The 11,752-nt window shown below is 72.8% G+C and carries 11 protein-coding genes; 8 read left to right on the top strand and 3 right to left on the bottom strand.

The window, feature by feature from the left end; genetic code table 11:
- Window positions 1-2: 2 nt before the first annotated feature.
- The 3 genes from C3486_RS23835 (at window position 3) to C3486_RS23845 (ending at window position 3,765) form a co-directional block, all read left to right on the top strand.
- On the top strand, window positions 3-491 hold the full coding sequence (locus C3486_RS23835) for a sigma-70 family RNA polymerase sigma factor (RefSeq protein ID WP_258052967.1): 489 nt from the start codon (window positions 3-5) through the stop codon (window positions 489-491).
- A complete protein-coding gene (locus C3486_RS23840) occupies window positions 488-1,249 on the top strand; it encodes an anti-sigma factor (RefSeq protein WP_103834806.1) in 762 nt (253 codons plus the stop codon). The genes C3486_RS23835 and C3486_RS23840 overlap by 4 nt, the downstream gene beginning before the upstream one ends.
- Before the next feature lie 89 nt (window positions 1,250-1,338).
- Window positions 1,339-3,765: a UvrD-helicase domain-containing protein gene (locus C3486_RS23845; RefSeq protein ID WP_103834807.1), complete on the top strand. Its 2,427-nt coding sequence runs from the start codon at window positions 1,339-1,341 to the stop codon at window positions 3,763-3,765.
- Window positions 3,766-4,010: 245 nt separating this feature from the next.
- On the opposite strand, the gene C3486_RS23850 is transcribed toward C3486_RS23845, so the two are convergent.
- Window positions 4,011-4,217, bottom strand: a complete 207-nt coding sequence (locus tag C3486_RS23850) for a cold-shock protein (protein ID WP_030250355.1) — start codon at window positions 4,215-4,217, stop codon at window positions 4,011-4,013.
- Window positions 4,218-4,484: 267 nt separating this feature from the next.
- Between C3486_RS23850 and C3486_RS23855 the strand changes: the two genes are divergently transcribed.
- Entirely contained in the window at window positions 4,485-5,918 is a 1,434-nt protein-coding gene (locus C3486_RS23855) for an NAD-dependent malic enzyme (RefSeq protein WP_103834808.1), read from the top strand.
- Window positions 5,919-6,259: 341 nt separating this feature from the next.
- Window positions 6,260-6,541, top strand: coding sequence for an HU family DNA-binding protein (locus C3486_RS23865; RefSeq protein ID WP_103834809.1), 282 nt, complete (start codon window positions 6,260-6,262; stop codon window positions 6,539-6,541).
- 222 nt (window positions 6,542-6,763) lie between these two features.
- Here C3486_RS23865 and murA read toward each other — a convergent pair whose 3' ends face one another.
- On the bottom strand, window positions 6,764-8,101 hold the full coding sequence (gene murA, locus C3486_RS23870) for a UDP-N-acetylglucosamine 1-carboxyvinyltransferase (RefSeq protein WP_103834810.1): 1,338 nt from the start codon (window positions 8,099-8,101) through the stop codon (window positions 6,764-6,766).
- Between the two features lie 261 nt (window positions 8,102-8,362).
- Here murA and C3486_RS23875 point away from each other — a divergent pair, with 261 nt between their 5' ends.
- The gene (locus C3486_RS23875; RefSeq protein ID WP_103834811.1) at window positions 8,363-8,983 is read left to right on the top strand and encodes a YqgE/AlgH family protein; all 621 of its coding nucleotides are present in this window, start codon (window positions 8,363-8,365) and stop codon (window positions 8,981-8,983) included.
- 98 nt (window positions 8,984-9,081) lie between these two features.
- Entirely contained in the window at window positions 9,082-9,378 is a 297-nt protein-coding gene (locus C3486_RS23880) for a DUF3039 domain-containing protein (RefSeq protein WP_078888553.1), read from the top strand.
- Window positions 9,379-9,542: 164 nt separating this feature from the next.
- Here the strand turns inward: C3486_RS23880 and C3486_RS23885 are convergent, their stop codons facing one another.
- Window positions 9,543-9,995 (bottom strand): SSI family serine proteinase inhibitor, encoded by a 453-nt coding sequence (locus C3486_RS23885; protein WP_103834812.1) that lies wholly within the window; start codon window positions 9,993-9,995, stop codon window positions 9,543-9,545.
- Between the two features lie 797 nt (window positions 9,996-10,792).
- On the opposite strand from C3486_RS23885, the gene C3486_RS23890 reads away from it, so the two are divergent.
- Complete coding sequence (locus tag C3486_RS23890) at window positions 10,793-11,689, top strand: xanthine dehydrogenase family protein subunit M (protein ID WP_052867103.1); 897 nt, start codon at window positions 10,793-10,795, stop codon at window positions 11,687-11,689.
- Window positions 11,690-11,752 lie beyond the last annotated feature (63 nt).

Raw genomic sequence — 11,752 nt, forward strand, 5'->3', positions numbered from 1 at the left:
TGATGCGGGCCCTGTACGAGGAGCACGCGGGACCGCTCCTCGCGTTCGTCCTGCGGCTGGTGGCCGGCGACCGCCACCGCGCCGAGGACGTGGTCCAGGAGACCCTGCTGCGCGCCTGGCGCAACGCCGACCAGCTGCAGCGCGCGACCGGGTCCGTGCGCCCCTGGCTGGTGACCGTGGCCCGCCGGATCGTCATCGACGGGCACCGCAGCCGCCGGGCCCGCCCCCAGGAGGTGGACGCAGCGCCCCTGGAGACGCTGCCCGCCGCCGACGAGATCGACCGCGCGCTGCGCCTGATGACCATCTCCGAGGCGCTCGCCGACCTGAGCCCGGCCCACCGGGAGGCCCTGATCGAGACGTACTTCAAGGGACGTACCGTCAACGAGGCGGCGGAGGTGCTGCGGGTGCCGCCGGGGACCGTGCGGTCCCGGGTCTTCTACGCCCTGCGCTCCCTGAAGCTCTCGCTGGAAGAACGAGGAGTGACGGCGTGAACCGGCCCCACCCGCCCGCCGAGCCGGCGGACCACACCGACGTCGGCGCCTACGCGCTCGGCGTGCTGGACGCCGGCCACGCCGCCCGCTTCGAGGAACACCTGGCCGGCTGCGACCGCTGCGCCGCCGAGCTGGAGCGCCTGCTCGGCCTGCCGCCGCTGCTGGCCGAGCTCGCCGACGACGGCACCGGCGCCCCGCCGTCCGAGTCCACGCTCGTCCCGCGGCCCTCCCGGCGCGTACTGGGCGGCCTGCTGGCCGAGGTCGCGGCCGTACGGCGGCGCGGGCGCCGGCGGCGGCTCGCCCTCGTCGCGGCCGCCGTCGCACTGATCGCCGGCGGGCCGCTCGCCACCCTGGCCGTCACCGGGGAGGACGCCCGGCCGCCGCGGCAGACCGCGAGCCCGGCCGAGCAGATGTACGACAGCGGCCGGGACAAGCACACCGCGGTCGATCCGGTCACGAACGTCAGCGCGGGGGTGGCCATGGCCGACCGCCCCTGGGGGACCGCCGTCGCGCTCCGCCTCGGCAACGTCAAGGGCCCGCTGACCTGCTCCCTCATCGCGGTCGGCAAGGACGGCGAGAAGCAGACCGTCACCACCTGGGCCGTGCCGTACGGCGGGTACGGGCTCAAGGGCGGCACGACCAAGTGGAGCCGCCGGCCGCTCTACACGAACGGCGGCGCCGCCATGAGCCGCGCGGAGATCGACCGCTTCGAAATCCGTACCCAGGACGGCGAGCGGCTGGCCGCCGTCGACGTGTGACCGGACACCGGGCCCGGTGCACAGGTGCGCCCGCGACCTGCTTCGCGTACGGTTGACGGCTGCCCTACGCACAGCAGAAGGGGGCTTGGGTGGCCGCGCAGAACGCCACGCACGCGCCGGAGAACTCCACGCACGCGCCGGATTCCGTACCCGACAGCGACTCGGTCCGCGAGCGCGAGATCACGGGTGAGCAGCAGCACCTGGACCGGGTGTACCGGCGCCTGGAGGAGAAGATCCACGAGGCGCAGTTCCTGATGGACGACGCCGCCAAGCGCGGCCAGGTCGGCACGCCCGGCGCCCTCGCCGAGCGCGACGCGCAGGTCTTCCAGGCCGGCGTCCATCTGCACCGCCTCAACTCCGAGTACGAGGACTTCCTCTTCGGCCGCATCGACCTGCTCCTGGGCAAGGACGGCAAGCGGGGCCCGGACGGCGCGTACACCTCCGTGGAGCCCGCCGACGGCGCCGTCACCGAGGACAACCGCGCGGAGATCGCCGAGACGCTGCACATCGGGCGGCTGGGCGTCCTGGACGCCGACTACAGCCCGCTGGTCATCGACTGGCGCGCCCCGGCCGCAGCGCCCTTCTACCGCGCCACGCCGGTCGCCCCGGGCCGCGTCGTGCGCCGCCGCGTCATCCGCTCCAAGGGCCGCAAGGTCCTCGGCGTCGAGGACGACCTGATGCGTCCCGAGGTCACCGCGACGCTGAACGGCGAGGAGCTGCCGGCGGTCGGCGACGGCGCGCTGATGGCGGCCCTCGGCCGGGCCCGCAGCCACTCCATGCGCGACATCGTCGCCTCCATCCAGGCCGAGCAGGACATGGTGATCCGGGCGCCCGCCGCCTCCGTCACCGAGGTCGAGGGCGGCCCCGGCACGGGCAAGACCGCGGTCGCCCTGCACCGCGCCGCCTACCTGCTCTACCAGGACCGGCGCCGCTACGCCGGCGGCATCCTCATCGTCTCGCCCACCCCGCTGCTGGTCGCGTACACCGAGGGCGTGCTGCCCTCGCTCGGCGAGGAGGGCCAGGTCGCCATCCGGGCGCTCGGCTCGCTGGTGGAGGGCGCGGAGGCCACCTCGTACGACCCGCCGGACGTGGCCCGCGTCAAGGGCTCGTCCCGCATGGTGAAGGTGCTCCGCAAGGCCGCGCGCGGCGCCCTGGAGCTGGCCGCCGACGCCGGTCCGACGGCCGAGCCGGAAGGCCAGCTGTCCTTCGGCGACCCGGACGAGGACGAGGCGGCCCCGGCCGTGCGCACCGACCGGCTCCGGGTGGTCGCCTTCGGATCCCGCCTCGAACTGGACGCGGCCGAACTGCGCCGCATCCGCACGGCGGCGCTCGGCGGCACCGCGCCGGTCAACCTGCTGCGCCCGCGCGCCCGCCGGCTGATCCTGGACGCGCTGTGGGCCAAGACCGGCGGGGACCGCCGCTACAGCGATCCGGAGCTGGCCGCCGAGGCGCGGTCCGGGTTCGACGAGGACATCACCACCGAGCAGGAGTTCACCGACTTCCTGGACGCCTGGTGGCCGGAGCTGACCCCGCGCCGGGTGCTGGCAGCGATGACCGACGAGAAGCTGCTGGGCCGCTGGTCGCGCCGGGTGCTCCAGCACCGCGAGGCACGGCTGCTGGCCCGCTCGCTGGGCGGCCGCCTGGACGCACGGGGCGAGGGCCCGCTGTCCGTCCACGACGTCGCGCTCCTGGACGAACTGCAGCTGATCCTCGGTGCCCCGGCACGCCCCGCCCGGCCGCGCGAGGCCGACCCGCTGGACCAGCTCACCGGGCTGGAGGAGCTGACCACGTTCGCCGACCGCAGCTCCCCGGCGCGTACCCGCCGGGACCGGCTCGCGGAGGAGCGCACGGACTACGCGCACGTCATCGTCGACGAGGCGCAGGACCTCACGCCCATGCAGTGGCGGATGGTCGGCCGCCGCGGCCGGCACGCGACGTGGACCGTGGTGGGCGACCCGGCGCAGTCCTCCTGGTCGGACCCGGACGAGGCCGGCGAGGCGCGCGACGAGGCGCTGGGCACCCGACCGCGCCGCCGCTTCACCCTCACCGTGAACTACCGCAACCCCGCCGAGGTCGCCGAACTGGCGGCGCGGGTACTGGCGCTGGCCATGCCCGGCATGGTCGCGCCGGAGGCGGTGCGCTCGACCGGGCTGCGGCCGCGGTTCGCCGTCGCCGGGGACCGGCTGGGCGATTCCGTACGGGAGGAGGCGCGCCGGCTGCTGGCCGAGGTGGACGGCACGGTCGGCGTGGTCGTGGCCATGGAACGCCGGGAGGAGGCCCGCGGCTGGCTCGCAGGGCTGGGCGACCGGGTGGTCGCGCTGGGCTCGCTGGAGGCCAAGGGGCTGGAGTACGACGCGACGCTGGTGGTCTCGCCCGCCGAGATCGCGGACGAGTCGCCGGCCGGGCTGCGGGTGCTGTACGTGGCGCTGACCCGGGCCACTCAGCGGCTGACGGTGGTCTCCGGGGACCGTGACGAGCCGGACGCGGACGGGGTGCCGGACCTGCTGCGGGACTGAGGGCCCGGGGCCGCGTTCCCGCGCTCCGCGCTACCGGATCCGCTTGCGGAGATCGGTGGTTCGGGGGAATTGCCCGTGGCGGCCGCAGTGTTAGCCTGTAGGTGGCACCGGCCCGATCCAAGCCCCCGGGCCCAACCATAGTCGCTTCGAGCGACCACTTGCCGCGAGGCGAGCATGGCGGGTCGGTGCCACCTCTACTTCTCCAGCGTCACGGACAGGTCCGTGTCACCGGTACGGCCGGAAGGTCAGCCGATGACACGGACCTGTTCCGCTTGGGGGCCCTTGCGGCCCTGGGCGATCTCGAATTCCACCCGCTGGGTGTCCTCCAGATTCCGGAAGCCGTCGCCGCTGATCGAGCTGTAGTGGACGAAGACGTCGGGTCCGCCGTCCTCCTGTGCGATGAATCCGTAGCCCTTCTCGGAGTTGAACCACTTCACGGTGCCCTGAGCCATATGCCTGTCCTTGCGTGATTTTGGGGTCCTGCGGGCCCGAGCCTAAGGGCGGTACGCCAGAATTTCTCCCTATTAAGGCCATTTTTCAAGCGAAGGAGTGGGGGGTTCCGCCGAGCTGACTAGCTCTCGTATGGTGGAAGAGTCTTTCCGAAACTTGTGGCTGGTTACCGTGTACCGGCTGGTAGGTGGGACGATCGAACGATGCGCAGGAGGTTAGGACTCCTGGGGCAGCGCATGGGTAACAAGGGAAAGCAGAGGAAGTCGGCCATGGCAACGGCGCCTAGCGTCTCGTATTCGATGACGGTGCGACTGGAAGTTCCCGCGAGCGGCACCGCCGTCAGCCAGCTCACCACGGCCGTGGAGTCCTCCGGCGGGTCGGTCACCGGCCTCGACGTGACCGCATCCGGCCACGAGAAACTCCGGATCGACGTCACCATCGCCGCGACGTCCACCGCGCACGCGGACGAGATCGTCCAGAAGCTGCGCGAGATCGAGGGCGTATCGCTCGGCAAGGTCTCCGACCGTACGTTCCTGATGCACCTCGGCGGCAAGATCGAGATGTCGTCGAAGCACCCCATCCGCAACCGTGACGACCTGTCGATGGTCTACACGCCCGGCGTCGCCCGCGTCTGCCAGGCCATCGCCGACAACCCCGAGGACGCCCGGCGCCTGACCATCAAGCGCAACAGCGTCGCGGTGGTCACCGACGGCTCCGCCGTGCTGGGCCTCGGCAACATCGGCCCCAAGGCCGCGCTGCCCGTCATGGAGGGCAAGGCGGCCCTCTTCAAGCGCTTCGCGGGCATCGACGCCTGGCCGATCTGCCTGGACACCCAGGACTCCGACGCCATCGTGGAGATCGTCAAGGCCATCGCGCCCGGCTTCGCCGGCATCAACCTCGAGGACATCTCCGCGCCCCGCTGCTTCGAGATCGAGGCGCGGCTGCGCGAGGCCCTGGACATCCCGGTCTTCCACGACGACCAGCACGGCACCGCCATCGTCGTGCTCGCCGCGCTGACCAACGCGCTGCGCGTGGTCGGCAAGCGCATCGAGGACGTGCGCGTGGTCATGTCCGGCGCGGGCGCCGCCGGTACCGCCATCCTCAAGCTGCTGCTCGCCGCCGGCGTCAAGCACGCCGTCGTCGCCGACATCCACGGCGTGGTGCACGCGGGCCGCGAGGACCTGGTCTCCGCCGACCCCGACTCGGCGCTGCGCTGGATCGCCGACAACACCAACCCCGAGGGCGTCACCGGCACCCTCAAGCAGGCCGTGGTCGGCGCCGACGTCTTCATCGGCGTCTCCGCGCCCAACGTCCTGGACGGCGACGACGTCTCCCGGATGGCGGACGGCGCGATCGTCTTCGCGCTCGCCAACCCCGACCCGGAGGTCGACCCGGGCGAGGCCCGGCAGACCGCCGCCGTGGTGGCCACCGGCCGCTCGGACTTCCCGAACCAGATCAACAACGTGCTGGTCTTCCCGGGCGTCTTCCGCGGCCTGCTGGACGCGCAGTCGCGTACGGTCAACGAGGACATGATGCTGGCGGCGGCCCGCGCCCTCGCCGACGTCGTCCTGGAGGACGAGCTCAACGCGAACTACATCATCCCCAGCGTCTTCAACGACAAGGTCGCCGGGGCGGTCGCGGGAGCCGTACGGGACGCCGCGCAGGCCGCCGGAGCGGCTGTGACGGGCGGCACGACGGCCTGAGTACGGCGCGTCGCACGACACGCGTCCCTCAGGGCCCCCATAGGGTGGCGGGCAGCGCACGACTGGCCGCCGCCCGGCCGGCGGCCCAAGGGCCTGGCGCGGAGCGTCACCGGTGCGTCACCTATTCGAGGCGATGGCGCTCTTCGTGTGACCCTCCAGGGCGCCGGATTGGCTTTACCGCCGCAGGTGGGGGCAGGATGCGTTACCGGGCGCGAGGGTCTGCAAACCGGACCCGGCTCCGGGGACTGTCCGAGGGCCCTGGCAGCATCGGCTTCGCTGTGCTTGATATGCGGCTCCGCCGCGTGGCACGCCCATTGGCAAGAAGAACACGGGAGTAATAAATGAACCGCAGTGAGCTGGTGGCCGCTCTGGCCGACCGTGCCGAGGTGACCCGCAAGGACGCCGACGCCGTTCTGGCCGCGCTCGCCGAGACCATCGGTGAGGTCGTCGCCAAGGGCGACGAGAAGGTCACCATCCCCGGCTTCCTCACCTTCGAGCGCACCCACCGTGCCGCTCGCACCGCGCGCAACCCGCAGACCGGCGACCCCATCCAGATCCCGGCCGGCTACAGCGTGAAGGTCTCCGCGGGCTCCAAGCTCAAGGAAGCCGCCAAGGGCAAGTGATCCGGCACCGTGCCTCCGGGACGACGGGGCACGGACCAGGACACAGGAGAGGCAGCCATCCCGAGCCGGATGGCTGCCTTTCGCATGTGCGGACGTACGTACCGTACGCCGCCGTGAGCCCGCCTGTGCGGGCACGAGAACGCCGAAGGGCGGCCACCCGGTATTGGGTGGCCGCCCTCCGGCGATACGGGCCCCAGGCCCCCACCAGGGGGCCGCGGCCTGCTAGCTCTGCTTCGGGCCGTTGGGGAGTTCGACCTGGGCGCCGAGGTCCACCAGCTTGTCCATGAAGTTCTCGTAGCCGCGGTTGATCAGGTCGATGCCGTGGACGCGGGACGTGCCCTGGGCCGCCAGCGCCGCGATCAGGTACGAGAAGCCGCCGCGCAGGTCGGGGATGACCAGGTCGGCGCCCTGCAGCTTGGTGGGGCCGCTGACGACGGCGGAGTGCAGGAAGTTGCGCTGGCCGAAGCGGCAGGCCGAGCCGCCCAGGCACTCGCGGTAGAGCTGGATGTGCGCGCCCATCTGGTTCAGCGCGGAGGTGAAGCCGAGGCGCGACTCGTACACCGTCTCGTGGACGATCGACAGGCCGGACGCCTGGGTCAGCGCGACCACGAGGGGCTGCTGCCAGTCGGTCTGGAAGCCGGGGTGCACGTCGGTCTCCAGGGCGATCGCGTTCAGCGAGCCGCCCGGGTGCCAGAAGCGGATGCCCTCGTCGTCGACCTCGAACGCGCCACCGACCTTCCGGAAGGTGTTCAGGAAGGTCATCATCTCGCGCTGCGAGGCGCCGCGCACGTAGACGCTGCCCTCGGTGGCCAGCGCGGCGGACGCCCAGGAGGCGGCCTCCAGCCGGTCCGGGAGCGCCCGGTGGTTGTACCCGCCGAGCTTGTCCACACCGGTGATGCGGATCGTCCGGTCGGTGTCCATGGAGATGATCGCGCCCATTTTCTGCAGGACGCAGATCAGGTCCTCGATCTCCGGCTCCACCGCCGCGTTCGACAGCTCGGTGACGCCCTCCGCCAGGACGGCGGTCAGCAGCACCTGCTCCGTCGAGCCGACGGACGGGTACGGCAGCCGGATCTTGCAGCCGCGGAGCCGCTGCGGCGCCTCCAGGTACTGGCCGTCCGCGCGCTTCTCGATGACCGCGCCGAACTGCCGCAGCACGTCGAAGTGGAAGTCGACCGGCCGGCCGCCGATGTCGCAGCCGCCCAGGCCCGGGATGAAGGCGTGCCCGAGGCGGTGCAGCAGCGGGCCGCAGAAGAGGATCGGAATACGGGAGGAACCCGCGTGCGCGTCGATGTCGGCGACGTTGGCGCTCTCCACGTGCGACGGGTCGAGGATCAGCTCCCCGGACTCGTCGCCCGGTCGTACGGTCACGCCGTGCAGCTGCAGCAGGCCACGCACGACGCGCACGTCGCGGATGTCGGGCACATTGCGCAGCCGGCTCGGCTCGCTGCCGAGCAGCGCGGCGACCATGGCCTTGGGCACGAGGTTCTTCGCGCCGCGGACCTTGATCTCGCCCTCCAGCGGGGTGCCGCCGTGGACAAGCAAAACGTCGTCGGTCATGGATCTCGCGTTCCTGGAGACGGACAGGGGCAAGCTGAAATGGTAAGGGCGGTACAGGGGTAGTCCGAAGGGTCGAGCGGCCCCTGTGCATGTAATAGCTCTGTCACAACACGCACGGTTTATCCGCCGGAACGGACCGTGATGTGAAAGAGGGCCCGTGATGCCGGATCGGTCGCCGTGCGTCCCCTCCGTGCCGAGTGCGCGCATACGGGTGCGGCCATTGGCCCTCCGTACCGGCCCGAAGTGCGGGATCATGTCGCCATGACCGAGGTGTCCTCGCTCACAGGCCGGCTGCTCGTCGCGACCCCCGCGCTCGCCGACCCGAACTTCGACCGGGCCGTCGTGCTGCTCCTCGACCACGACGAGGAGGGCTCGCTCGGCGTGGTCCTGAACCGCCCCACGCCCGTCGGCGTGGCGGACATCCTCCAGCCCTGGGCCGACCTGGCGGGCGAGCCGGGCGTGGTCTTCCAGGGCGGCCCGGTCTCGCTGGACTCCGCGCTCGGCGTCGCGGTCGTCCCGGGCGAGGCGGGCGAGCACGCCGGGTCGCCCGGGGCGGACGTCCCGGACGGCGCTGACAGCGACGGCGACGGCCCCCTCGGCTGGCGCCGCGTGCACGGCGCGATCGGCCTGGTCGACCTGGAGGCGCCGCCCGAGCTGCTCTCCGCCGAGCTCGGCTCGCTGCGCATCTTCGCCGGTTACGCCGGCTGGGGGCCGGGCCAGCTGGAGGAGGAGCTGGTGGAAGGCGCCTGGTACGTCGTCGAGTCGGAGCCGGGCGACGTCTCCTCGCCCGCCCCCGAGCAGCTCTGGCGCGCCGTGCTCCGCCGCCAGCGCAATGAGCTGGCGATGGTCGCGACGTACCCGGACGACCCCTCGCTGAACTGACCGCCCGGCCGGTCGCTGGCCTGTCCGCCGGCCGGTCGTTCAACTTCGTACCGGGCGCGGCGCCCGGTACGGCGCGCGCGTGAGTACCCTTGGCAGTTATGAGCACTCCCCTTGAGCCCGAGCGCGGGGCAGGTACCGGCACCCTCGTGGAACCGACGCCGCAGGTGTCGAACGGCGACGGTGACCACGAGCGCTTCGCCCATTACGTCCAGAAGGACAAGATCATGGCGAGCGCGCTCGACGGCACGCCCGTCGTGGCGCTCTGCGGCAAGGTCTGGGTCCCGGGCCGCGACCCGAAGAAGTACCCGGTCTGCCCCATGTGCAAGGAGATCTACGAGTCCATGGGCGCCGGCGGCGACAAGGACAAGGGCGGCAAGGACGGCGGCAAGAAGTAGGCCCCGGCCCGCCCCGCCGCCCGGACGGTGACGCCCGGCCCGCTCCCTTCGAGGGACAGCGGGCCGGGCGTCCTGCGTACGGGCGGGCCCGCGGACGTTCCGTTTCGGCCGGACGGGTCCGTGGACGCCCCGTCTCGGCCGGACGGGTCCGGGGCCGTCCCGGCTCAGCCGCCGGCGCGCCGGGCGAGGTCGAAGACGCCCGCGCTGTCGGCGCTCGCGGTGCACAGGTTGGGGTAGCCGCGCACGACGTACGTGGCGTTGCCCTCCCAGATGCTCTTCGCGGCCACCGTCACCGGCCGCTCGATCATCGGGCAGGCGCGGCGCAGCGGCCGCAGCTGCCGGAAGTCGCCGTGCACCCGGGCCAGCTCGCGGCAGGCGGCCTCCGGGCGGGGGTGGGAGCCCCCGGTGGGGTAGCAGCGCAGGGTGGCCTGGGCGATGACCGGGCCGCCGGTGCCCTCGCCCGCGTGGATGACGATGTTCACCTCGCGCGCCGCCGCCTGCGGGGGTGCCGCTGCGGCCGGCGCCGTGGCCGCCGCGAGGGGCAGCAGGCCGAGGGCGGCGGCGGAGAGCAGGGCGGCGCGGACGCGTCTGCCGCGCCTGAGCGGTGTCCTTCGCATGAGCGGATTCCTTACGATCGGCTGAAAGTTGGGTGAGACGGACATCTCGCCTCATGGATAGCCGTGTCGCGGTACCGGGCGGCTGATTGTGGGCCGCCGGTGGCGTGTCGGACGGCGGCCGCGCGCGCCACCGTGGCCGGACAACCGGCGCCGGACAACCGTCGCCGCCCGGTAGCGAGTTGGCGCGCGCACGGGAGTCGCCATGTGACGTTTCCCGTGCCGACGCCCCGATTTCTCACCGTTTTCACACCCGGGGCCTCCGATGGGCGGTCCCGCGCCGACGTCAAGTGCGGGGCATGGCCGGTGGATGACGGGCCGTTACGCGTGCGGGGCGCGAGCGCCAGTACCGGGCCCGCTCGGACGTCCGATCGACGGACCGCCCCCAAACGTGTGAGCCACCCCGAAAGGCGGACGCGGCAGCGGCGGGCCCCTGGCACCGTGTACCCACGCCGCGGGACGGGTGGCCCGGTCCGGTACGCCGAACACCAGCACGGAACGCCCGTACGGCACGGCGTACGACGTCAAGTGGCGTCAGGCGCACGGTACGTGCGGTACGGGCGGTACGTGCCGTAACGCTCAGTGCTTGGGAAAGGTGGCAATACGCTTTCTTCGGAGGTCCCGGACGGGCCGGGGCGAACCAGGAGCTTCGCACCGGCCGGTGACGGAACCTGCCTTCATGGACCCTCGCGTCGCGGGCCTGCGAAGATGTGCCAGAGTTGCCACGTCCGGGCCGTGAGCACGTACCGTACGGCGAGGCGGAACAGCACAGCCGGGACACCGGGGAAGGGGCAGCTGGGTTGACCACGCACGCACCGCAGGCGTCGCATTCCGTGACGCTGCCGGCCTCGCTCGACGAGGCCGTGGCGGCGCTGGCCGCCATGCCCGCCGCCGTGCCCGTGGCCGGCGGCACCGATCTGATGGCCGCGGTCAACTCCGGGCTGCTGCGCCCGGCAGCGCTCGTCGGCCTGAACCGCATCAGCGAGATCCGCGGCTGGCAGTACCAGGACGGCCACGCGCTGCTCGGTGCGGGGCTCACCCTCGCCCGCATGGGGCGCCCCGACTTCGCGGCCCTGATCCCCGGCCTCGCCGCCGCGGCCCGCGCCGCCGGACCGCCGCAGATCCGCAACGCCGGGACGCTCGGCGGCAACATCGTCACGGCCGCGCCGACCGGCGACACCCTCCCGGTCCTCGCGGCCCTCGAAGCCACCGTGATCATCGCGGGCCCCGGCGGCGCCCGCCGCGAGGTCCCGGTCAGTCATCTGCTCGCCGGCATGGAGATGCTGCGCCCCGGCGAGATCGTCGGCTTCGTGCGCGTGCCGCTCCTGCATGCGCCGCAGACCTTCCTGAAGGCCACCGGCCGGACCGGTCCGGGGCGCGCGGCCGCATCCGTCGCGCTGGTCCTCGACCCAGCACGCCGGGGCGTGCGCTGCGCGGTCGGGGCGGTCGCGATGATGCCGCTGCGCCCGCTGGAGGCCGAGCAGTGGGTGGCCTCCCTCATCGACTGGGACAACGACCGCGGCCTGGCCCCCGAAGCGCTGACCGCCTTCGGCGACTACGTGGCGGCGGCCTGCATCCCCGATCCGGCACCCCCGGAGGACGGTACGGAGGCGGCAACCCTGCCGCCCGCCGCCCTGCACCTGCGCCGTACGGTGGCAGCACTGGCGCGCCGAGCACTCGGGAGGGCGCTCTCGTGAGTGAGCGCAGCGAGCGAACCGACAACGGGCAGCGAACCGCCGGGAACCGGCAGCGATCCGACA

The organism is Streptomyces sp. Ru73 (assembly GCF_002920575.1).
In the GTDB taxonomy this organism is placed as follows: domain Bacteria; phylum Actinomycetota; class Actinomycetes; order Streptomycetales; family Streptomycetaceae; genus Streptomyces.